Origin of the sequence: Acinetobacter sp. AS167, assembly GCF_037152175.1 — a bacterium.
Classification (GTDB): Bacteria; Pseudomonadota; Gammaproteobacteria; order Pseudomonadales; family Moraxellaceae; genus Acinetobacter.
Map to the genome: position 1 here is coordinate 62398 of NZ_JBBCMP010000001.1, position 22536 is coordinate 84933.

Annotated in this window: 21 protein-coding genes and 1 pseudogene; 10 read left to right on the plus strand and 12 right to left on the minus strand. The window is 34.1% G+C overall.

What is annotated here, in order from left to right; genetic code table 11:
* Window positions 1-7: 7 nt before the first annotated feature.
* Window positions 8-319 carry a Rieske (2Fe-2S) protein gene (locus WFN33_RS00310; RefSeq protein WP_162242519.1) on the minus strand — a complete coding sequence of 104 codons (312 nt, stop codon included), beginning with the start codon at window positions 317-319 and terminating at the stop codon, window positions 8-10.
* A gap of 18 nt (window positions 320-337) precedes the next feature.
* Window positions 338-1342, minus strand: coding sequence for an adenosine kinase (locus tag WFN33_RS00315; RefSeq protein ID WP_336950770.1), 1005 nt, complete (start codon window positions 1340-1342; stop codon window positions 338-340).
* A gap of 288 nt (window positions 1343-1630) precedes the next feature.
* Between WFN33_RS00315 and WFN33_RS00320 the strand changes: the two genes are divergently transcribed.
* The 4 genes from WFN33_RS00320 to WFN33_RS00335 all read left to right on the plus strand — a co-directional run bounded on the left by WFN33_RS00320 (window position 1631) and on the right by WFN33_RS00335 (window position 7561).
* Entirely contained in the window at window positions 1631-2098 is a 468-nt protein-coding gene (locus WFN33_RS00320; RefSeq protein ID WP_336950771.1) for a GNAT family N-acetyltransferase, read from the plus strand.
* A gap of 360 nt (window positions 2099-2458) precedes the next feature.
* Window positions 2459-3214, plus strand: a complete 756-nt coding sequence (locus WFN33_RS00325; RefSeq protein ID WP_336950772.1) for a COG4705 family protein — start codon at window positions 2459-2461, stop codon at window positions 3212-3214.
* A gap of 231 nt (window positions 3215-3445) precedes the next feature.
* Window positions 3446-6385: an insulinase family protein gene (locus WFN33_RS00330; RefSeq protein ID WP_336950774.1), complete on the plus strand. Its 2940-nt coding sequence runs from the start codon at window positions 3446-3448 to the stop codon at window positions 6383-6385.
* A gap of 27 nt (window positions 6386-6412) precedes the next feature.
* Window positions 6413-7561: a phospholipase A gene (locus tag WFN33_RS00335; RefSeq protein WP_336950775.1), complete on the plus strand. Its 1149-nt coding sequence runs from the start codon at window positions 6413-6415 to the stop codon at window positions 7559-7561.
* Between the two features lie 406 nt (window positions 7562-7967).
* On the opposite strand, the gene WFN33_RS00340 is transcribed toward WFN33_RS00335, so the two are convergent.
* Window positions 7968-9839, minus strand: coding sequence for an ABC transporter ATP-binding protein (locus tag WFN33_RS00340; protein ID WP_336950777.1), 1872 nt, complete (start codon window positions 9837-9839; stop codon window positions 7968-7970).
* Between the two features lie 182 nt (window positions 9840-10021).
* Here WFN33_RS00340 and WFN33_RS00345 point away from each other — a divergent pair, with 182 nt between their 5' ends.
* Window positions 10022-10330 (plus strand): hypothetical protein, encoded by a 309-nt coding sequence (locus WFN33_RS00345; protein WP_336950779.1) that lies wholly within the window; start codon window positions 10022-10024, stop codon window positions 10328-10330.
* A gap of 239 nt (window positions 10331-10569) precedes the next feature.
* Here the strand turns inward: WFN33_RS00345 and WFN33_RS00350 are convergent, their stop codons facing one another.
* Window positions 10570-10809 carry a DUF2171 domain-containing protein gene (locus WFN33_RS00350; protein ID WP_336950780.1) on the minus strand — a complete coding sequence of 80 codons (240 nt, stop codon included), beginning with the start codon at window positions 10807-10809 and terminating at the stop codon, window positions 10570-10572.
* A 592-nt stretch (window positions 10810-11401) separates the two neighbouring features.
* On the opposite strand from WFN33_RS00350, the gene WFN33_RS00355 reads away from it, so the two are divergent.
* Entirely contained in the window at window positions 11402-11932 is a 531-nt protein-coding gene (locus tag WFN33_RS00355; RefSeq protein ID WP_336950781.1) for a hypothetical protein, read from the plus strand.
* A gap of 652 nt (window positions 11933-12584) precedes the next feature.
* Here WFN33_RS00355 and WFN33_RS00365 read toward each other — a convergent pair.
* Both WFN33_RS00365 and WFN33_RS20395 read right to left on the minus strand, forming a co-directional pair.
* Window positions 12585-13202 (minus strand): LexA family protein, encoded by a 618-nt coding sequence (locus WFN33_RS00365; RefSeq protein WP_336950782.1) that lies wholly within the window; start codon window positions 13200-13202, stop codon window positions 12585-12587.
* A gap of 93 nt (window positions 13203-13295) precedes the next feature.
* Window positions 13296-13930: pseudogene (locus WFN33_RS20395) on the minus strand (SOS response-associated peptidase family protein).
* A 249-nt stretch (window positions 13931-14179) separates the two neighbouring features.
* On the opposite strand from WFN33_RS20395, the gene WFN33_RS00370 reads away from it, so the two are divergent.
* On the plus strand, window positions 14180-14440 hold the full coding sequence (locus tag WFN33_RS00370) for a hypothetical protein (RefSeq protein ID WP_336950783.1): 261 nt from the start codon (window positions 14180-14182) through the stop codon (window positions 14438-14440).
* Window positions 14441-14615: 175 nt separating this feature from the next.
* Entirely contained in the window at window positions 14616-14825 is a 210-nt protein-coding gene (locus WFN33_RS00375) for a pyridoxamine 5'-phosphate oxidase family protein (RefSeq protein WP_336950784.1), read from the plus strand.
* Between the two features lie 40 nt (window positions 14826-14865).
* Here the strand turns inward: WFN33_RS00375 and WFN33_RS00380 are convergent, their stop codons facing one another.
* Window positions 14866-15333, minus strand: a complete 468-nt coding sequence (locus WFN33_RS00380) for a BLUF domain-containing protein (RefSeq protein WP_336951462.1) — start codon at window positions 15331-15333, stop codon at window positions 14866-14868.
* Window positions 15334-15372: 39 nt separating this feature from the next.
* On the minus strand, window positions 15373-15822 hold the full coding sequence (locus tag WFN33_RS00385; protein ID WP_336950785.1) for a BLUF domain-containing protein: 450 nt from the start codon (window positions 15820-15822) through the stop codon (window positions 15373-15375).
* Between the two features lie 986 nt (window positions 15823-16808).
* Between WFN33_RS00385 and WFN33_RS00395 the strand changes: the two genes are divergently transcribed.
* Window positions 16809-16967 carry a DUF1328 domain-containing protein gene (locus WFN33_RS00395; protein WP_336950787.1) on the plus strand — a complete coding sequence of 53 codons (159 nt, stop codon included), beginning with the start codon at window positions 16809-16811 and terminating at the stop codon, window positions 16965-16967.
* Between the two features lie 96 nt (window positions 16968-17063).
* A complete protein-coding gene (locus WFN33_RS00400; protein ID WP_336950788.1) occupies window positions 17064-17333 on the plus strand; it encodes a hypothetical protein in 270 nt (89 codons plus the stop codon).
* A 790-nt stretch (window positions 17334-18123) separates the two neighbouring features.
* Here the strand turns inward: WFN33_RS00400 and WFN33_RS00410 are convergent.
* The 4 genes from WFN33_RS00410 to WFN33_RS00425 form a co-directional block, all read right to left on the minus strand.
* Complete coding sequence (locus WFN33_RS00410) at window positions 18124-18411, minus strand: hypothetical protein (RefSeq protein ID WP_336950790.1); 288 nt, start codon at window positions 18409-18411, stop codon at window positions 18124-18126.
* Window positions 18408-19970 carry a PepSY-associated TM helix domain-containing protein gene (locus WFN33_RS00415; protein ID WP_336950791.1) on the minus strand — a complete coding sequence of 521 codons (1563 nt, stop codon included), beginning with the start codon at window positions 19968-19970 and terminating at the stop codon, window positions 18408-18410. Before WFN33_RS00415 ends, WFN33_RS00410 begins: the two co-directional genes overlap by 4 nt.
* Window positions 19971-19973: 3 nt before the next feature.
* The gene (locus tag WFN33_RS00420; protein WP_336950792.1) at window positions 19974-20252 is read right to left on the minus strand and encodes a hypothetical protein; all 279 of its coding nucleotides are present in this window, start codon (window positions 20250-20252) and stop codon (window positions 19974-19976) included.
* 61 nt (window positions 20253-20313) lie between these two features.
* On the minus strand, window positions 20314-22449 hold the full coding sequence (locus WFN33_RS00425) for a TonB-dependent siderophore receptor (RefSeq protein WP_336950793.1): 2136 nt from the start codon (window positions 22447-22449) through the stop codon (window positions 20314-20316).
* Window positions 22450-22536: the final 87 nt, after the last annotated feature.

The window sequence follows — 22536 nt, forward strand, 5'->3', positions numbered from 1 at the left end:
TCCAATCTTATTCGTCCTCGATGTAAATACCACCATCTGAATGGACTGAAATATTTACTTTTTCAAGTTTATCACCCAGACATGGTCCTGAAATACATTCACCTGTTTCAACTTCAAACAAAGCACCATGTGTAGAGCATTGAATATATTCGCCATCTTGGTCTAAAAACTGATTTTCAAGAAATTCTAACTCAGTTTGTAGGTGTGGGCAGACGTTTTGATAGGCATAAAATGCACCATCACGTTGAGTGATAAAAATTGTATCACCTGTCATTGTGTCAAACGCACGTGCCTTACGCTCTTCAATTTCATCGGTCATTGCAATTTTTTCAGACATTTATGCACATTCCTTTTTGAACGTTTCGAGTAGATTTGCGTATTCTGCAACGTCTAGACGTGGCCCAAATTTAGACACCACTTCACTAGAAATAAGAATAGCAAGTTGTGCCGCAGTTTGTAAATTTTCACCATTATTTAAAGCATATAAGAAAGCACCTGAGAATGCATCACCAGCGCCATTTGCATCGACTGCATTTACTTTACGACCTTGAACATAAAAATGTTGTTTTTGATCTGCGACCAATGCACCTTTTTCACTCAAGGTGATGACCACATCAGTACTTAGCATTTTTAACTTATTGAGCGCAGCTTCTACAGAGTCAGTTTCTGTATACATCATAGCTTCTTGTTCATTACAGAAAATTAGATCTACACCATCATCGATTAATTCATTTAAACCTTGACGTGCATATTGCACCATAGCTGGGTCTGATAGAGTTAATGCGATTTTAACCTTGTGATCACGTGCAATTTGACGTGCTTGATTTACTGCAGCTCGTGCTGAATCACTTGTAGACAAATAACCTTCGATATATAACCATTGTGCTGTCTTTAAAGGTTCAAAATCCATTTGTAGATCTGAAAGCTCAGCAGTAATACCGAGATAAGTCTGCATCGTGCGTTCTGAGTCCCCACTGACTAAAACCATACAGGTGCCCGTAACGCCTTCACTGATGGATTTTTTAGAAGTTTTGATGCCTGCTTCATTTAAACCATCGAGATAAATTGTGCCTAGATCATCATTTCCAACACGACAGGCATAAAATGCTGAAGAACCTAATGCACTAAATGCCACTGTTGTATTGGCAGCTGAACCACCAGATGCTTGACCTTTATAATTTTGGCTAGCTTTTAAATTATTGTATAGCTGAGTTTGGGACTCACCATCTGCGAGTTGCATGGTGCCTTTTTGCAAATTTTGTTCAGCTAAAAAGTGATCTGATACTTTAAATTCTTGGTCAATGAGCGCGTTACCAATTGCAAAAAGGTCAACTGTAGCCATGTTCTTCATCACATCAATGTTAAAAACATAAAGTTTACACGAATGCTCAGCTTTACAGTAGTTTGTTGAAAAAAATTCAATTACATTTGTCAAATATGGTTTGTTGGAGTTTTATAATCTGCTTGTGTGCTGAACAAAACTGTTTTTGAGATGATTTTTGCTTCATTTAAGCCATTGTTTTTATCAATGTGCGTGATTAAATTAGATTGCTAGGTTAGGTTTTGTTTGGAAATAAACATAGGCATAAAGTTAAAACTGTCTACAGACCCTAAACATATTGGAGGTTGAGTGAATATTTTAATTCAACAGGTAGATCAATTGCCTGCGCAAATTCAAGATTTAGCTATAGTTGCTGAGAAAGAAGGGTTTCATTTTATTCAACGGTTGGTTGATGAATTTCAGAAAGGAACCAATAAATTTAATCGACATGGTGAATTTTTATTGGTTGCGTTTGATGGAGATAAACTGGTTGCATGCGGTGGTTTAAATATTCAAATCAGTGAAGATGGTGATACAAAGCATAACCCTGAAACTCAGCATAAAATTGGTCGGGTACGTCGTTTTTATGTATTGCCTGAATACCGCAAAAATGGATTAGGTAAAAGTTTATTGCTTGAACTTGAAAAAAGAGCAAAACCCAATTTTTCTGCATTGTGCTTAAATAGTGAAAAAGATGCAGCGCCATTTTACCAAAAGCAAAATTATGTTTTTGTCTCAAATCACCCAAATTATAATTACTTTAAATATTTAATTTAGTGAATTTGGAAATCCTTTGGTCTCTAATCTGTAATGTTACGCAACAACATAATTTGAAAATGCTGCTGGATTACAAAGATAGGCTTTAAGGTCATCTTGATTTTTGGAGACGAATTTGTATTGATCTCCAAAAATAGTTTTCTTGGTAAACATACTAAAAATAGCCTAAGTAATTCTTTTCTACAAAAACCTAAACATAGATAAGCCATATTTAATCAGTTTTTGTAAAGTCATGATAAGTACTAAATACAAATCTTACTGAGTCTTTAAGAGGGTTAAGTGACTTTTTTCACATTTTAATTCTATTTTAAGTCGAAGTATAGACTATAGCTTTTAACGCATAATTGCTGAATATGTGAAATGAAGCAAAATGATTTAGATGTGCTGATTGCAAAAGTTCCGCAAGTCACATTACTATTTTGGATCACCAAAATCTTTGCAACCACTTTTGGTGAAACGGCCGGTGATGCTGTGTCAATGTCGCTTAATTTAGGGTATTTGCTAGGAACCTTTATCTTTGCTTTTATCTTTATCGCTTTTGTCTATTTTCAAATTCGGGCTAAGGCTTTTCACCCCTATTTATATTGGTTTACCATTATTGCAAGTACGACAGTGGGGACCACATTAGCAGACTTTGTCGATCGCTCACTGGGTATTGGCTATTTCGGTGGAAGTACGTTATTACTCAGTTTGGTATTGTTGACTTTATATGCTTGGTATAAGGTTGAAGGAACAATTTCACCACATATTAATCAGCCCCGAGCAGAACTGTTCTATTGGTTAACCATTACCTTTTCGCAAACTTTAGGTACAGCATTGGGAGATTGGTCATCAGATACAGCAGGACTGGGTTATAGCGGTGGGATTGTGTTATATGTGGTATTGATTTTAATCGTCATCACTTTGTATTTATTTACAAAAATATCCAGAGTTATTTTGTTCTGGAGCGCATTTGTGCTTACTCGACCATTAGGTGCTGTGGTTGGTGATTTTCTAGATAAACCAATTGATCATGGTGGATTAGCCCTGAGTCACTTCATAGCATCAGCTGTATTGTTGAGTGTAATTTTGATCTGTATTTTTATTGCTCAGCGTTGGGATACAGAAAAAACATAAGCATCACTAATTTAAAAATATTGAGTAAAAAAAGTGAAGTTTTACAGTGATGATCGAATCTTTTGATCATCACTTTTTTTATTTATCCCATTGCTCATTCTTGATATTTTGACAGTAATTCGCGATTAATTCTGATTGATTTACTAAGAATTAGTTTTAGGAATGAATCGCATTTATTTAAGTTTCGGTTATACTTAAACGTATAGATAAATATTTAATATTGGAGATCGCATGACTGTAGATGTCACTGAAACCTTATCTCAAACTGTTCATCCTGCGTTTCAGCTGGTACGTCAACACCATGTAGAAGCTTTAGACATTTTAGTGTCTGAATATAAACATAAAGTGACTGGTGCGATGCACTACCATTTAGCAACAGATCATGACGAAAATGTGTTTCTAGTTGCTTTTCGTACTCAACCGATGGATTCCAAAGGTGAGGCGCATATTCTTGAACATACAGCGTTATGTGGTTCAGAGAAATTTCCTGTACGTGATCCATTCTTTTTGATGATTCGTCGTTCATTAAACACATTTATGAACGCATTTACGGCAGCAGATTGGACGGCTTATCCATTTGCAACACAAAATAAAAAGGATTTCCAGAACTTATTGGAAGTCTATTTAGATGCTGCTTTTGCTGCCAATTTAAATCCATTGGACTTTGCTCAAGAAGGTATTCGTATTGAGCTTGAAAATGGTGAACCTGTTTATAAAGGCGTGGTATTTAATGAAATGAAGGGAGCGATGAGTTCGCCTTCAGACCAGCTTTATCATCAGCTTGCACATCATTTGTTCCCGAAAACAACTTATCATTATAATTCTGGTGGTGATCCAAAGGATATTCCAGACTTAACTTATGAAGAGTTAGTAGCGTTTTATAAATCACATTATCACCCAAGTAATGCTGTATTTATGACCTTTGGTGATGAGCCTGCTTATAAATTGCAAGAACAATTTGAAAAGTTGGCGCTGTCCAAATTCAGTAAAGGTGAAACGATTTACTCTAAAGAAGAGCAGCGCCTCACAGCACCAATTGAAGTACAAGAAACCTATGCTGTTGATGCAGAAGATTTAAAAGAAAAGACGTACCATATTTTGTCTTGGTTATTGCCGAAGACCAGTGATGTTAAACTTCGCTTGGGTATGCGTTTAGTTGAAGGGATTCTTTTAGAAAATTCAGCTTCGCCATTGCGCCATTATTTAGAAACATGTGGTTATGCGCAGTCTACGGGTCCAATCATGGGTGTAGATGATTCAAACTATGAAATGACGTTCTATTGTGGTGTTCAAGGTTCAAACCCTGAGCATACTGAAGAATTTAAAAATGGTGTACTCAATATTCTTCAAGATGTTGCTTCAAAGCCTATTGATAAAGAAATGGTTGATGCAATTTTGCACCAAATTGAATTACATCAACGTGAAATCAGTGGTGATGGTACACCGTATGGTTTAACGCTGATCCTCAATGGTTTGGGTAATGCAATTCATCATAATGATCCAATCCATGCCTGGGATGTAGATACTGCCATTGCAGAAGTAAAAGAAGAACTCAAAGATCCGATGTGGTTATCTAATTTGATTCAAGTTCATTTATTGGATAATCCACATCGTGTACAAATGACTTTAGTTCCAGATGCAAATAAATCTGCTCAAGAAGCAGAAGATGAAAAATCACGTTTAGCGAAAATTGGTGAGGCTTTGTCTGAAGCAGATAAAGCTGAAATTATTGCTCAGACAGAAGCTTTAAAAATCCGTCAAGAAACACCAGATGATTTGAGCTTATTGCCTAAAGTCGGTTTGGAGGATATTCCTGCTGAATTGGCCATTGTTCAAGGTCAATTGCGTGAAGTGATTTGCAATGGGGTAGATACACCATTACATCTGTACCATGCAGGTACAAACGGAATTTACTACCAACAAGTATTGATTCAAATTCCAGATCAAATTGTAAAATCGCCTTATTTCAACTTACTGTCTGTTCTCATGGGAGAAGTGGGGGCGGGCGAATATGATTATCTTGAACTTCAACAGTTACAGACTGCTGTCAGTGGCGGCTTGGGAATGGGCGCTTCGCTTCGTTCTAAAACCGATGACAAAGGTCAAATCAGTGCATGGTTGACTTTAACAACTAAATCTTTAACTGATAAATTTGATGCCATTCAGTTGCTTAAACTGGCTTTTGAGCAGTTACGTTTTGATGAAAAAGATCGCATTATCGAACTTTTACAACAACGTAAAACCCGTTGGGCTTCTCGTTTATCTGGTTCTGGCCATAGTTATGCGATGCAAATTGCCTCACGTCATATGAGTGCGTTAGCAAAACGCGATTATGACAATACAGGCCTAGGCGCATTGAATTGGCTAGGTGATTTGATTGCAAAAATTGAAAAAGATGATGCGGCATATGATGCGTTTATAGATGAGTTAAAATCAATTCATAAAGGTTTAATGCTTGCACCAAAACAATTTTTATTGGTGTGTGAAGAGCATCATTCAGAGCGTTTAGTTGAAGAGGTTCAAACTGTTTGGGATAAGCTTAAGGTTGATCAATCTCATGTTTATTTAACTCAAGTGGCTATGGATGAGAGCGATGCAGATCAAGCATGGTTAATTCAAGCCAATGTTCAATTTTGTGCTTCTGCTTACCAAGCTGTAGATGTTGCACATCCAGATGCTGCGCCGTTAATGGTACTTGCAGGCTATTTACGGAATGGTTTCCTACATAGTGCCATTAGAGAAAAAGGCGGAGCATATGGTGGTGGTGCAAGCTATGACGGCAATGCTTGCTCGTTCAGATTCTATAGTTATCGAGATCCGCGCCTTGCAGAAACATTCCAAGACTTTGAGGCAAGTCTAGATTGGTTATTACATAAAGAGCAGCATGATTATCAACTTGAAGAAGCAATTCTTGGTCTAGTTTCGAGTATGGATAAACCTGGATCACCAGCAGGTGAGGCCATTACTGCATGTTATGCATTGCTTCATGGACGGACACCTGCGTTTAGAAAGCAATTACGCGAACGCTTATTAAACGTTACTATTGATGACCTTAAGCGTGTCACACAAACTTATTTACTTGAGCAAAAGCCTGTAAGAGCTGTAGTCGCTCCAGTTGTAAAAAAAGACGTGTTGGAACAATTAGGTTTTGAAATTAAGAAAGTAAATTAACCCTATAAATTCTTTCTGGAGAATTCTATGTCGTTCAAAAATTTTGAACGTACACCATTAAATCTGAGCATCTTAATGATGCTCAGTTTTGGTTTGGTGACCATTGTACACGCAGATGATACTGCACAAGTAAATCCTGCAAGTACACAAGCCTGTGTTGCACTCGAATCTAACGCTGATCGTTTGGCTTGTTACGATAAAATATTTAAAACGCCTGCGGTTGCTCCGCAAGTTTTGGTGTCAGAGCAACGTGCTGCCTTAGATATTCAAAAAGCCAATGTTGAACCTGAAACACTAAAAGACAAAATTACCCAGACAGCTGAAAATTTATTTGCAATTCATGGTGATAAAATTGATCCCAACACCTCATTACTTGATCGACGTTGGGAGCTTTCAGAAGATAGTAAGTTAGGTACATGGAATATTCGGGCGAATCAACCTGTATATTTACTTCCTGCATTTTGGACCAGTAAGAAAAATGAATTTCCACAGAGCCCAAACCCCCAAAATACAGTGGAAGAAGATCAAAATTTAAAGTCTATGGAAGCAAAATTCCAGATTTCTTTAAAAACCAAAGCTGCTGAAAACGTGTTTGGAAATAATGGTGATGTTTGGGTAGGATATACACAATCTTCTCGTTGGCAAGTTTACAACAGTGAAGAGTCCCGTCCATTTCGTGAAACAAATTACGAGCCTGAAGCAAGTTTAATTTTTCGAACCAATTATAATTTATTGGGTTTAAATGGACGTTTATTAGGTTTGACGTTGAATCATCAGTCAAATGGACGTTCTGATCCACTTTCACGTAGCTGGAATCGAGTAATTTTAAATCTTGGATTTGAAAAAGATAATTTTGCTTTGATGGTGCGTCCGTGGTATCGCATTGAAGAAGATTTTCAGGATGACAATAATCCTGATATTAAAAATTATATTGGTCGTGGTGATTTAACCGCATTCTATCGTTGGAATGACAATGATTTTTCTTTGATGCTACGTCATTCTTTAAAAGGTGGGGATGATTCACATGGTGCAGTGCAGTTTGATTGGGCGTTCCCTATTAAAGGGAAGTTACGTGGTCATTTTCAATTGTTTGATGGATATGGCGAAAGTTTGATTGATTATAATCACCGTGCGACCTATGTTGGACTAGGTGTTTCATTAATGAACTGGTATTAATCATTTAAAATAGCGTTGATTGGCTAGATTTAAATAAGAAGCTGTCTTTATATAAGGCAGCTTTTTTGTTTTTGACTTATACGGAAAAGTTGTTGTTTTATCTGGATAAGTATGCGGAAAGCTCAAGAGTACTGTTTTTATATACTAGTTTAAATATTGCAATAACATAAGTAATAATTTGAGTACAAATGATGGAGGGTACTTAATCATATCAAAATAATCAATTCTGTTGCCTCGTCAAGCCGATTAATTCTTGATTCTAAAAATATAATCATTGAACTGCATGTTGTAGCTAAAATATATCCAAATAAGGCTATGATGTATGCTTAATCAATAGAATAGACGCAATAAAAAACCACGCTATTTTTAACGTGGTTTTTATAATTTGGCTATTTAAACGCTTTATTTATGAAGCGCTGACTGTTGAGTCTTCATCTTCAGTGGTTTTCTGTTCAGGTTCAACTAAAAAACCACCCGTCTGCCTATGCCATAAATGCGCATAAATACCATTTTGTGCAATAAGCTCTTCATGGGTGCCTTGTTCTGCAATTTGACCTTGATCTAGCACAATCAAACGATCCATTTGTGCAATGGTTGAAAGACGATGGGCAATCGCGATCACGGTTTTCTTTTGCATTAACTCATCTAAGCTTGATTGAATTGCAGCTTCAACTTCGGAGTCTAAGGCACTGGTTGCTTCATCTAAGATTAAAATTGGCGCATCTTTTAAAAATACACGTGCAATGGCAATACGCTGACGTTGACCACCCGACAGTTTTACTCCACGCTCACCAACATAAGCATCATAGCCAGTACGACCTCTTAAATCTGAAAGTTGTGGAATAAACTCATCTGCTTTGGCTTTTCTTACTGCTTCATACATTTCTTCATCAGTCGCATCAGGACGACCATATTTAATATTTTCCGCAACTGTACGATGTAGCAACGAGGTATCTTGGGTAACAAGCGCGATATTTTTTCTTAAACTGTCTTGAGTGACTTCCTCAATATTTTGACTATCAATGGTAATTTTTCCCTCATTAATGGTATAAAAATGTAGAAGTAATTGAATTAAGGTGGATTTTCCCGCACCAGAACGTCCAACAATACCAATTTTCTCACCTGGTTGAATGTTTAAGTTGAAGTGATCAATTATTTTTTTGCTATTATAGGCAAATGTGACATCACTAAATTTAATACTGCCTTCAGTCACAACAAGTGGTTTGGCATCTTCTTTGTCTTGGATATTGATCTGACGGCCTAAGGTTTGCATACCATCTTGAATTGTTCCGACATTTTCAAACAGGGCAGAGGTTTGCCACATCATAAATTCAGCCATACTATTGAGTTTAAGAATCATGGCTGTTGTTGCCGCAATGACACCAATCGCGGCTTGCCCCTGTAACCATAACCAAACAGCAGTGCCTAGAACTCCAAAGAATAAAACGGCGGTCAGCAAATTGATGCAAAGTTCGTATGCAGTGCCTAAACGCATTTGTTTGAACACAGTACGCATAAATTCTTTCATTGATTCTTTTGCATATTGACTTTCACGGCCAGCATGGGCAAAAAGTTTCACTGTCTGAATATTGGTATAGGCATCTGTTACTCGTCCGGTCATCACCGCACGCGCATCGGCTTGTTCTTTAGATATTCGTCCTAATCTTGGAATGTAAAATAATGCTGCACTCACAAACAGTGCCAACCACAATAAAAGTGGAATCAATAGAATAGGGGAAATTGAGCCCAATACTATACTGATGGTGATGAAGTAGATGACAACATAAGTCACCATATCGCCTAAAATCACCCAAAACTCACGTACTGCTAGCGCTGTCTGCATAACTTTTGCAGATAAACGACCTGCAAAGTCATTATGAAAGAAGTCTAAGCCTTGGCGTAACATAAGATTATGAAATCTCCAACGCAAACGCATTGGAAAACTACTGTATAAAATCTGATGTCTGATAATAGATTGCATACTGGCAAAAAAGATATTTGCCAATAAAATACAGCTTAAAAAGATCAAATTTTCACGATGATTCACTAAAAAGTCTTGAGGTTTTGACTGAGTCAACCAATCGACTAAATGTCCGATTTGTGAAAAGAATAAGGCTTCAAAAGATGCTGTTGCAGCAGTGAATAATATTAAAATCAATAAATAACGCTTAACACCAGTCGCAGCTTGCCAAACAAATGGAAAGAACTTAGTGGATAATGGTTCGTTTAAACCTTTCGACGGATATGGATCTACTAACTTTTCAAACCATTGCAGCATAGTTTACCTAACTTTATGTGAATTACTTTAACAATTATGAGTTTGCAAAAATTTACTTTCTAAACAAGATCTTACATGAGATGCAAGTTTAGTTTTGAACATGTGAAAACCTATGTGAATAATAAGTTTATTACGCCAATATTTACGCCATAATTAATAAAGTAGGAATGGCGTAAATAATTATGGGTTCAATTAGACAAAGAAGTCTTACCGATGGCACTATTCGTTATCGAGCTGGAATTAGAACTAACAGAAAAGTCTATCTAGTTTTCATTGAAAGCAAAACATTTAACCCTCGTAGAATAGCAGAAAAATGGATTGAAGATCGTAAAAAAGCGATTAACCTTAATCCTAATATATTAAATGGTCATTCTGATCTGATAAAAATGAGTTTAGGAAATGTTATAAAAATATTTAGAAGAAGTAAAAGGTGTATATATTATCTCAAAAATAAATACTTTGAAGCAGATACAGAAATTTGCAATTGCTAAGTTAACTATTTCAAACTTAAGATCAATTGATATATCAAACCATGTTAATTTGCGAAAAAATGGTAATGTCGAATACATTTGATAACTGTTGCTTGAAGTACAATTCAAAATGAACTAATACTAATAAGGGGAATTCTGACTCATGCAATGATTATGTGGGAATCGGTAATATAATGATGATAAAAATGCCAATCAAATTGATTGGCATTTTTGAAATAGCAAATTAATTTAGGTAAAGCCTACAATGTTTGCCACTGATTTCTTACTTCTTCTGAATTTTTATTCAAAATTACATTTCCATCTTTAATTTCACTCACCCAACTTAATGGAATCAGATGATGTTCATTATGTTCATCATCACTTCGTGTCAATTTAATGGAATCTTTTCCCTCAAGATGATCGACTTTACCGATCTGTGTACCACATGAAGCAATTACTGAAGCATGTTCTTTAATATCGTTAGCATTAACGTTACTCATAATGTTTGCCTATTTATTGTTCAAGTTGAGATACCAGTCTAAAACTTAAAAAAAGATAATGATGTAAGTATTTTTAAGCTTTAAGTTTTATTGGGTTAAGAATGTAAGGTTTAAAGAGTTATTTAATTTAAAAAATTATATTTGTAAACAGATATAAAACTAATGGTAATGTGATTTTTTTCTCACTTGCTTTGATATATTATATTTGGTTTCTTTATTTTTTGTGATGCAATTATAATTTAAAAATTTTATTGAGAAGTATATGATTATTCGCTTTGGTTTTAATGATGTTGTTGAGATATTTTATTTTAACTTTATGTTTTATAATTATTTATTTTTAATTTATCAAAGTGAGGTTTTAGTGTTTTATATTGTAATTTAATGTTTTTTATTTAAGAAGTTTTAAAAACGATAATATTCAACAGTGCTGTGGTTTTGAACATGTTTTATTTTAATTTACTTAATTCTGTTTTATACAAACTGTTCTTCAAACTATAACAAATAGTAATATTGAATGAAAATAATTAATCTAGGATGATTATCGTTGACTGAGTATCTGGATTAATAATTTTTGTCAAATAGAGGATTAAATATGTCAAATTCTAATATAGATAATGAAGTTGTTCAAAATATGAGTAAAGAACAACGTAAGCAACTAAATGCTGACCCTATTTCAGGTGAGCCAGGAGCTCACCCAATTGGCACAGGTGTTGGTGCAGCAGGTGGCGCAGCAAGTGGTGTAGCTATTGGAGCCGTTGGCGGACCTGTAGGTGCTGCAGTCGGGGGAGTAGTAGGAGCAGTTGTTGGAGGATTAGCAGGGAAAAGTATTTCTGAAGCTGTAAATCCAACAGATGAGGATGTTTATTGGCGTGAGACTTATAATACGCGGCCTTACTTTAAAGACACGGTTAACTTATATGATAATGTAGATTACGATCGTGATTATCGTGATGCCTATCAACTAGGGTACACTTCTAGAAGCAATTATCCTTATGAAACAAAATTTGAAGAAGTTGAAGCTGATCTTAAGCTTCAATGGGAAAAGACTAAAAGAGAGTCTCGTTTAAAATGGGAAGAAGCAAAACATGCAGTTAAAGATGCTTGGGAAAGAGTAACACGTTAACAGATGCTCGAAAAAGTAGTCCTTCAATGTAAGGGCTATTTTTTTCAAGCATTTGTTTTCTAGCAACATTTCATATTTTCACCTACTTCTATAAACAAACACAAGTAATCAGGATGTTTCTGTGCCATGCTTGCTAAATCATAATCTCCATTAAATCGCTTTCCCTTTTTTGCTTTCTGATTAGCGATATTTGCTTCTGTTTTGTTGGAACCAATTCATACTGAGACAGGCAATCCGCTTCATTGTTGAATACGTTCGTGCATTCCTTGGCGATAATCAATCACCAAGATTATAATTATGCTTAAAACTTGATAGATCTAGAAAACACTCATCAATTCAATAAATCTCGAGTTCGGGTGGTGCGAAATAACTGGCAAAAAATGAATGAAATCGACGTGACATCTCAGCATATATCGCATAGTTACTTGAAGGAACTTGAAAACAATTTTTCTGGACAGCATCTTTGATTTGAAAAAATGGAGGCTCATTTTAATCCCCATAGCCTTGACTTAGTTACTTCGAGCTACTGCGCAACCATTGTTATTTAATAAAACTATCACCAAGACATTATTTAGCTTCGGGTTAAAGAAACGCTCACACCAGACATAGCAATTATTGATATCAATAAGAACAAATATCTTTTCTTCATGTATCATTTAAAGTTCTTAATAATTTTGGTGACAACACCCCAAATTACTAATTCTTGTTCATTGCGGGGGAGGATTGGTTTGTACTCAATATTCTCAGGTTTGAGCCACACTGCAGGCAAATTTCTAAGATCATTTTCATTATGAAAAATATTAAACAATTCATCATGTGACATCCGTTGTGTAATCATCATTCTTTTCACAGTGAAATCATTGTCAATGAATGCGATAACAATATCTTGGTGCTGTGATCGAATACTTCTATCGACAATCAAATAGTCAGTGATATCAATTCCAATGTCTTTCATCGAATACGACTCAACTTGAACAATGAATGTAGCTTCCTTATTTGAAATAAGCAGATCATCCATGTCAACAGTTTTGTCTATATAATTCTCAAATACTGAGGAGGAATCTGCAGTAATTTTATTTAAAACTAATGGAATAGAATACTTAGTGATTGCCTGAAATGACGATATTCTATATAGGTCAGATGGACATTTTAATTTAGATGAATGTGCTCTGATATCAATAACTTTAGAGCTTTTCAAGTGATCTAGACTTGCATCTTTAAGCTTTTGAAGTTTAGCTTTCGATAATTTTGAATTTAATTCAATATTCATAAAAAATACCACTTGAATAAGTTACGTATTCAAGATATTAAATGTAATAGTTTTTAATTTCAAATTTAAACTATGTGGATAAACAGTCTTAATTTAAAAAAGGTCACTTTGTTTGGCTACTTCAGATGAGTGTTCACGAGGGAAAGCGGAAAATCATCACGCATTTCAAAGAAATTTTCGTGTGCATTTTCTTTATCAATATTCAAGCAGTCTTTTCGATATTCTCTTGATATGACTATGATTGATCTTTTTTCATCGGTAGGCGCATAAAATTGCTTCATGAAAGGATGATTGTCAGAATTGATTGTAATCATTGAAAAAATATTATTATTTTTTAATTAACTAATCATCGTGAGTTTCTGCAACAGCGAATGGTAGTCGTTCTTACGGTGAATTCTGTACAAATGGCTTTTACCATCGATGCACTTGAGATCATCAAATTCTTGAACCGGCACAAAGTAAAACTTGCTATAAGTCAAGCATGTCGAAAGTTAGGCTTCTCAACTATAGTTTCAGTTCAAGTATTATAGGTGTGTCCCTAACTTTGTATCATCAGCCCATTTTGGAATTAGTGCAAATCTTCATAAATCTAGGTTAAACTCTTTCATAATAATTGGAGCAGGGTATAACGGATAAACGTGTGACTTTAAAGGATAATCCATTGCATTGAGTTCGATTCCTAATTGAACAAATGCTGTTATTTTTGGAGTTTGATAGTTTGAGCACATGAGTTAATCAATTTATTATAAATTTTAAATTTCGTTTTTAATTGTATTACAATAATTTATTGGTTAGTTATTTAATATATAAAAATTAATTGGATAAAATAATTTAATGAGAGTTAATTGATATTTAATATCAGTACATTGAACAAAATTAAGAAAAATTAGTTTACATATTTTATCTGAAACCATATTTAAAAAAAAATTAAAAAAATGTTATATTCCTAATCAATTAAGATCGACGGAAATCTTCTATTGGATATTCAAGAAATAGTACTTCAAGATGAAAATTTTCATTTACATAAATTGGTAAAAGTTAAAGATACCACTTATGACCCTATAAAAAAGGATAGGTCTATTTTATGGTTTTGGATTTACTCTGAAACTTCTGATTTTTTTCACTTTGAATTGTGGGATCAATTAGACCGTGCTGTGGTAAATCAAAATATTACTCATAAAGATTACCAGTTCAAAGTTGTAAGCATCAATGATAACAAAAAAATAAATTATTCATGAATAATAATTTTTTATCATATAATTAAAATATTTAATTAACACTAAGAAACTATTTAAATTTTTATATTGAGGAGATATTGGTATTTCAATTTACATGAGAATGTTAAAATTGGAAAATTTAAAAAATGATTATGTCTCAATTAATGGAATTGCAGAATGTGTCCAAGATTAAGAGGTGCTTGATCAATTGTGGTCCTCCGCTTCGTATGGAACTTTTTTTGAACAAGGAAAGTCGGATCCAAATATTCAATTAGTACGTGTAATATGTAATGGTGCACAATACTGGAAAGGTGCAGGAAAATTTGTAACTCTTTTCAAAGTAGCAAAAGCGTCAATATCACGTGAAACAGAGCAGCTTGGAACAAGTCATTCTGTTAAGCTATAAATTTTTGTAAAAAAGACGAACTTACGTTCGTCTTTTTTTATTAAAGAAAATTAGATATTCCACGTTGGTTTAAACCAACTCGCTTTCGAAGCCGAGTCTGCTTTTCATTTAAGAGTTCATTTAAGAAGGCATCTAAATTGTCTTCGGTTAAAGCAGTAGGAGTGAACGAGTCGTAACCTAAACGATTAAAGAAGACCTCTGCTTTTGAGCACTTTTGAACATATTTCATTGACCAGTTTTTAAAACTAATTTGGTCAATTTCTACATTTTTGAATTCAATAATATCTTTATGCCTAGCGTCATTTCTAATGTTATGGAATAGCTCTAGTACAGTTGATCTTTCACCTTCAAGACACTGGAAAAAAAAGTTATTAGCATAGTAAAGCACACCAAAAACATTGTTTTTCGAATTAAAATCTCGAGCAGTATTCAAAATATCATTTAAATCTTCTATGAGGTCATTAGTTGATTCATTTCTTGTACTTGCGTAGCACAAACGAATCATGATTTATCATCTAAATTAACGTTTTCAAAATAGACTAATGAATTACTCATCGATTTCAAAATTATATGGTTCATGAGCATACTCCGAAGCTAAAAGGTCTATGAATGAAGGAATAGTGTTACTTGAAAGAAGAAATGGGTTAAAATCATCAAGATGGTGTTCTTGAAAAAAGTCACCTAATCTTTTGTTAACAGGTGCAAATTTCATATTCCAATGTTTGAATAATCCAACATCGCATTTCTCATGATAGAGAATTTCACAATTTTGATGACGTGGATCTTTTAAAATGCGGTTATAAAAAAGATCATTAACTTTACTCTTGCTACCTTCAAGACATTGGACAAAATATCCATGTCCATAGTAAAGAACTCCTGTAATCTCATGACGAGAATTAAAATCAACAGCAGTGTTAAGAATATCAATTAGATCAGATTTAAGTTCAGGGTGCGCTTGTGTCGCTTTACTAGCGTATAAAACCCTTACAAATTCCATTATGAATTCATCCAGTTTGATTTGTTACTGATGGTGTGTGATAACTATTTAATTTTATTAGTAAACTTTATGTTTCCACATAGAAAGAATAGTAACTTTAAAAGTTTACAACATAGTTAGGATTGAAGCCAATTTAAAATAAAAACGATCAAAAAAAAATGTAATGTAAACTTTTTTTACTTTTACTTAAGCTAATTGTTAATATATTGTGTTGAAGTGATAGTTTATTAAAATTAACTTTATGAAAATAAATGAAATAATTCTAATTTTTTAAATATTAATAGGTTAAAAAATAAACAAATGTACGAAATTTCTCACAATCATGTAAGCCAGAGATTACAGCCTGGATTTTTGATTTATATATACTGCGTTCATACACCATACGTGTTCATTATTATTAATATACAACTGAATATTAGTTTAAGATGTGGTCGCTTACACTTAAATTAGAATAAGAAGTTATAAAATTAATGAGCATAATAATAGATGGTGTATTGGGGTAGTCTTCCCCCTTAGTTGCTCTACTAAGGGGGAAGCATTTTATTAAATCTAAAGTAGAGGAAATGAAATGTTAATTTTAAAAAATTTTTTTATATTTATTATCTCAGTTTTAATTATATGTTTAATAATCATAATTTTTGACAAGTTAGGAATACATAAAAAGTTTAATGTATTCTTTTCGGCAATGTTATATGGTCTTATTATGACCTTATATCTAAAAAAAGTATTTTTAAGTCTTTTATTTTTCTTTGGCTTTTATAGTCTATTATTCATGATTAGTTATTCAATTGAAGTTATAGGAATGCTTCTTATTTCCTGTTCAGTTCTTTTTTTAATTAAGATTGTTATGCCAAAACTAAAGAATCAAGAAATAAATAGGTTTTTTATTTCTGATAAGCTATATAAAGAATAGGTTTTTATATAGATTGATTTAGATAAATTTTATTTAAATCAAAAAAAATTAAATATTTTAGGAGTAATAATGTATGTTTCGTTGGGCGATAATTTTTGCAGTTATAGCATTAATTGCTAGTTTATTAGGTTTTGGTGGAGTTGCTGGTCTATCGAAAGATTTTGCTGTAATTCTACTAGTTGTAGCTGTTATTTTAGCAATTATTGGTTTTATATCTCGTGGAAAATCATAGTATTTTATATAGCCAACTATCGAATATATTTGTTCTATAGTTGGCTAATTTCTTTACAGTAAATTATCTCATTAATAATCTATAATTAAGGTTTTTATGAAAAGTAGTAACTATATGTGTGTTTTAGAGCAGATCTATAATTTTTTACTTTTGACACCGGACTTCAAGAGTAAGACCAAGTCCGAGAAAATTGTTGCATATTTCAAAGCTTTAAATGAAGGAGATGAAACTGACTTTAAATTTAATAATTCTAATAAAGTATCCGGTAAGTTTGGAAATAAAAAAAATATTTTAATAATGAGTGCACCTGAAATAAGTAATAAATACAAATTCTTATCTTGGGTTGATGAGCAAGTAAATTCATAGTTTTTAAAGTAAGGTGTTTATATGCATCAAAGGCGCAAGCGTAAAAAAGTTACAATACTTCCTGAATGGTCTACAGATCAAGACTGTTTTTTAATTGAAAATAGTTCATTGCCTATAGAGTTATTGGTTGATTCATTGTCATTTACTGAAGATGAAATACTTGAGAGAAAGATACTTTTAGGGTTAGTAAGGAGGCACAGACAGATGATGAAAAGCTCTTAAATCAATTAATTCTGTCTATTTTAATTTTTAAAAATCTACTTCGATTTAAGCTGAGTGCAGAATTTCTAAGAAAGGGAATTTCATAGTTTGAGTACACTCACGGCTTCATTCATTGTTAAAATATAATTATTTTCAATATCATCAAAAAATTGAAATAAATAAAAATAATTTTACGCTATTTATTGCACTAAGATTTGTTTAAATTTTTTAAATCATTGATTGTAAATTAAAATTGAATCAAACCATTGCAGCAACATAAAATCCTCGGGGAAATTTTATAGATTGATTAAATTGTAAAATATTGAAATGCAGTTACAACCTGAACAGCTTAAATTATTTTAAGACAAATTCTGCAGAAATTGGGAGAATAGCGGTGTAATGTAGATTGTGTATTTTTCGTGGAAATACACCAGTTATTTATATCGAATAAAAACGATTTATATTGCGCCTAAACCTTGTTAAAAAAATTTATCGGTTCAATCAGGATTGCCCAATGAATTATAGCTTCGCCATTGAGCATCCTAAAAAACTAATCAAACTTAGATAGCAGTATTAAAACGCTAGATGTCTACTTTTTAATTTTGGGTTTTAAGTCATTTACAAAGAGTATCAATCCAAACAGTATTGGGCTACTCAGTATACATAAGGCCACAAAAGAGATGCTATTGCCATAATTTACACTGAATAAAAATAAAGCCGAGATGATCAACGCAAACGCGATAACTTTTACCAGTTTCACATGTTGCGCTAAAACAGATAATTTACTTTTCTGAGTCTTGGTGATCTGCTTTGAACTGATCAAATATAAGCTATAACTGGCAATCAGGATCAGGAGAAATGCAAATGCCAATATCATGATACAGATTCCTGTGATTGTTTTTGTTCTAGCTTTTTCTTGATCTTCGCCACAGCTTTGTTTTGAATCGGTGTGATTCTTTGATGTAAAAAAATCGCTAAAATGGCAAATAACCAGATCATTAAGTCCACACGTAAAAATAACCAATAGTCCTGTAATGAATGAATATATTGATTAGAAATCAGATAATAGACATTTAAAATAGGCAAGGCTAATGTCATGGCAATTAGCAGCTTGAGCTGAGTTTTCCAGAGGTATTGTTGTTTTGTGCAGAGCGCAATAATAAAACTGAATAACCACAAAGTAAAAAATGTATAGACTTCATAATTCGGTGTATCTGATTGAAGTTGTACAAAACGATTGGCATACAAATAACCCAACATCGCAATGGGTAAACCAATAATCATCGTGGTATTGAGTCGGTTTACCAGATAATGCCCAACGTGAAAATGATCATTTTTCTTTTGTAATTGTCGTTTTAAACTCCAGAGCAATAAGCCAGAAGCAATCATTGCACAACCTAAGAGGCCAGAGAAAAATAAGCCTAAACGCAATAAAGGTTGGGCAAAATTCGCCATATGCAGTCCGTACATACTGGCATTTAATGTTGCAATTGCACTGTTATTACGGGTATTCCCAATTAAACCACCTGTAGCGCCATTAAAGCTAAGTTGTGCTTGATTACGAGTAATCGAATGATCTTCTAAGGCAGTAATCGTTAGCTTAGCAAGCTGTGTATTGGGTTGATCTACGGTAATGTTATCAATATTAGTTTTTCCCCATTGCTGTTGGGTTTGTTGCAGGAAATGTTGAATAGATAACATATTCTTCGGCTGTGCGTGTTGAGCCTTGTTTGCAGTTGAAACATGGCGAATTTCATCAAAATACTGATATGGATTATCTGGATAGGCTTTTTTCATCCCTGCGGGGAAAAGCAGATAGAAAAAGATCGCTAAGCCGGTAAATGTAATGGTTAAGAAAAAGGGCAATGCTATTACCGAACTTACATTATGAAAATCTAAATATGAACGCTGACCTTTAAATACTCTTAAGGTAAAGAAATCTGTAAATATCTTTTTATGGGTAATAATGCCTGAAATCAAGGCTATAAACATAATTAACGCTGCAAAGGTGACAATCAAACGACCAATCGAGTAAGGCATTCCATAAAGCTGATAATGAAACCCATAGAAGAAATCACCGCCTTGTGTGGCAGAAAGACTCAATTCTTTACCTGTATTGGCATCTAAAGTTTTACTTTCATAACCACCATCGGCTTTTTGCCAATAAATTTTATTTGCAGGGGTATTCTGATTTGCAACGCCGATATACCAACTTTTTGCATCTGGGGCATTTTTTTGCAAATAAGCAAACGCAGACTGTATAGCGGATTCCTGTTTGATTTGCATACTTGCGAATTGTGGTTGCATCCACATACTAATTTCATGGCGATAATATGTTGCAGAACCTGTCAAAAAAATTGCAAATAACAGCCAGCCGAAGGTAAGCCCGATCCAAGAGTGTAACCATGCCATAGATTGACGAACAGATTTATGCATGAGTTAACCTATAAACTTGGAAAATAGGAAAAAAGTAGCGACCAGAGCTAGGCTGATCAGCGTAAGCTTCTTTAAAGAATGAATACAAAAGCTTAGAATCACAAAAAAAATGTAAAAAATAAGTGCGCTAAATGCTGCCAAATAAATAGATTCAGCCTTGGCAAAATAAGGATAAAACACGTCAATTAAAGTTAAGGATACTAAATAACTGCACAGATAGCCCATACCAAAAGCCAGTATAAAACGAAAGAGCACTAATAAAGGGTAGAGCACAATCTGCATAACGATCACTTTCTTGCAATTGAAAACGCCTTAATCATAAAAAGATTAAGGCGAGTTCAGATTAGTATTTAAATTTTACAGCAACACTATAGTTTGTAGATGGGCCATAAAAAGCCTGACCATCTGGAAAGCTATATAAATATTTTTTGTCTGTCACGTTGTTTACATTTGCCTGTAGCGAAATATGCTTATTCAAGTCATAGCTGCTCATCATATTCACTAAAGCATAAGCATCTTGGGTAATTGTACTCTTTACCGAAGAATCATACTGCTTAGTCGCCTCTTGCCATTGTAAAGCTGCACCAATTTTCAGTTTAGGTATAGCAGGAATAGTATAAGTCGTTAAAAGATTAATGGTTTGGTTCGGGTTGTAAGTACGAGCCTCTCCACCATTTTTTAAATCTTTTAAGCTAAATTGGCTATAACCAAATGCAATATTTAAGTGATCTGTTAATTGCCCAGCCAAACCAACTTCTACCCCTTGAGAGCGTAAATCACTGGTTTCAACTTTTCGATTGAGAATATTTCCATCTGAATTGCGCAAAGGGTAATTACTTTGTTCTGTTCGAAACACCGCCAAAGTTCCAGTGAGTTTGTCATCTAGCCATGAACTTTTAATACCTGCCTCATAGCTTTCACCTTCAACTGGTTTGAGTGCTTTATTATCAGTACCCACTCCAGATTGTGGGCGGAAAATAGAGGTATAGCTTAGATAACCTGTGTATTCAGGGCTAAAGTTATAGGTAATGCCAGCATAAGGAGATACTTTGTTTTCATCATAGGCCATTGATGAACCGTAACTTTCACCTTCACTTTTAGCTTGAACATAATTTAAACCGAGTAAAAGTTTCAAATCATCGTTTAAGTGTAGTCGTGTTGCCGCATATACAGAATTGAGCTTTTGGGTATAGTTTGCCGCATCACTAAATGCTGACCAAGTGACTGATTGAGGTGTCCAGCTTGCCCAGTCTGTGGTTTGATTATTATTGATATTGCTGTCATTAATTGTGCCTGACGTCTGTTGATCATACTGTTTATTTTGTAGATAACTATAACCCAGTGTCGCTTCGTGTTCACGGCCAAATAATGAATATGAGCCTTGTAGATTTAAGTCGGCAAAATGACTTTTTAGACTTTCTTTTCCGCCCCAAGCGGTGAGGGCTACACCTGCTCCATTTTGATCAGGATAACCGAAATAATAGAGTAAGTTACTGTTATGGTCGGTTTGGGTGTAGTTATAACTCAGCTTAGCTGTCCACTTGTCATTAATTTTTTGCTTTAACTCAGCAAAAGCATTTTGTGACTTATTATCCCAATATGTCCAATCTGGATTGGGATTATAATTACGCTCATAGGAAAGTTGTTTCCCATCTGCACCGAGAAGTGGTAAAGCACCCCAATTATTTGCATTAGGTTTATTCTGTTGTTGGCTATAACCGACAGTTAATAACGTGCTATCACTTAAATCCGCATCAATGATGCCAGAAAATCCATTTTTCTCAGATGAATAACGGTCTAGATAAGAATCTCCAGTTTGCTCATAACCCATCAAACGTCCGCGGATGCTGCCTTCTTTATTTAATGCACCTGAAACATCTGCTTCATAGCGTTGGGTATTCCAAGAGCCATAACTTAGCCCAGCATTGGCTTGAAATTCTTGAGTAGGACGCTTACGGATATAATCGATTGTTGCGCTTGGATCACCAAAAGCATTGGTTAAGGCATCTGCACCTTTAATCACGTCAATACGATCATAAAAATATGTATCAGGATTGGTATTATTATAATTGTAGCTGCTAGAAGGGAAGCCAACGCCATCTGTTAAAATATTTGATATTTCAAAACCACGGGCAGTGTAGGTTGAACGTTCGGTTTCTTGACTGCTGACAGTAATACCTGGGGTATTACTTAAAGCTTCACGTGCACTATTGAGTGCAAAATCATTTAATTGCTGACGTGTAACAACATTCACTGTTTGTGGTGTTTCTTTGACAGGAATATTCAGCTTGGCAGCACTTGCAGATTTTTTAACGATATAAGATTTTGATTGTTCGGAGCTTAATTCAGTTTGATCAGCTGTGGCTTGAACTGAAATTGTGGGTAGATTTTCAATATCTTCAGCAAAACTCTGCTGGGCAATGAGTACCGCTAAACTAAGAATAGAGAACTTAAAACTGTGTGGGAGAGGATTTAGCATTGCTTATCTTAAATGATAATAATTATTGCTTAGTTTATTGTTAGTGAGGTGGGCTTACAATAGTCGTGCAATTGAAAATATAAATAG

Bases quoted from the DNA above. Each gene is read 5' to 3' on its own strand.
- WFN33_RS00310 (WP_162242519.1), bottom strand. From the start codon at position 319: ATGACCGATGAAATTGAAGAGCGTAAGGCACGTGCGTTTGACACAATG.
- WFN33_RS00315 (WP_336950770.1), bottom strand. From the start codon at position 1,342: ATGGCTACAGTTGACCTTTTTGCAATTGGTAACGCGCTCATTGACCAA.
- WFN33_RS00325 (WP_336950772.1), top strand. From the start codon at position 2,459: ATGAAGCAAAATGATTTAGATGTGCTGATTGCAAAAGTTCCGCAAGTC.
- WFN33_RS00330 (WP_336950774.1), top strand. From the start codon at position 3,446: ATGACTGTAGATGTCACTGAAACCTTATCTCAAACTGTTCATCCTGCG.
- WFN33_RS00335 (WP_336950775.1), top strand. From the start codon at position 6,413: ATGTCGTTCAAAAATTTTGAACGTACACCATTAAATCTGAGCATCTTA.
- WFN33_RS00340 (WP_336950777.1), bottom strand. From the start codon at position 9,839: ATGCTGCAATGGTTTGAAAAGTTAGTAGATCCATATCCGTCGAAAGGT.
- WFN33_RS00345 (WP_336950779.1), top strand. From the start codon at position 10,022: ATGGGTTCAATTAGACAAAGAAGTCTTACCGATGGCACTATTCGTTAT.
- WFN33_RS00350 (WP_336950780.1), bottom strand. From the start codon at position 10,809: ATGAGTAACGTTAATGCTAACGATATTAAAGAACATGCTTCAGTAATT.
- WFN33_RS00355 (WP_336950781.1), top strand. From the start codon at position 11,402: ATGTCAAATTCTAATATAGATAATGAAGTTGTTCAAAATATGAGTAAA.
- WFN33_RS00365 (WP_336950782.1), bottom strand. From the start codon at position 13,202: ATGAATATTGAATTAAATTCAAAATTATCGAAAGCTAAACTTCAAAAG.
- WFN33_RS00385 (WP_336950785.1), bottom strand. From the start codon at position 15,822: ATGGAATTTGTAAGGGTTTTATACGCTAGTAAAGCGACACAAGCGCAC.
- WFN33_RS00395 (WP_336950787.1), top strand. From the start codon at position 16,809: ATGTTTCGTTGGGCGATAATTTTTGCAGTTATAGCATTAATTGCTAGT.
- WFN33_RS00400 (WP_336950788.1), top strand. From the start codon at position 17,064: ATGAAAAGTAGTAACTATATGTGTGTTTTAGAGCAGATCTATAATTTT.
- WFN33_RS00410 (WP_336950790.1), bottom strand. From the start codon at position 18,411: ATGATATTGGCATTTGCATTTCTCCTGATCCTGATTGCCAGTTATAGC.
- WFN33_RS00415 (WP_336950791.1), bottom strand. From the start codon at position 19,970: ATGCATAAATCTGTTCGTCAATCTATGGCATGGTTACACTCTTGGATC.
- WFN33_RS00420 (WP_336950792.1), bottom strand. From the start codon at position 20,252: ATGCAGATTGTGCTCTACCCTTTATTAGTGCTCTTTCGTTTTATACTG.
- WFN33_RS00425 (WP_336950793.1), bottom strand. From the start codon at position 22,449: ATGCTAAATCCTCTCCCACACAGTTTTAAGTTCTCTATTCTTAGTTTA.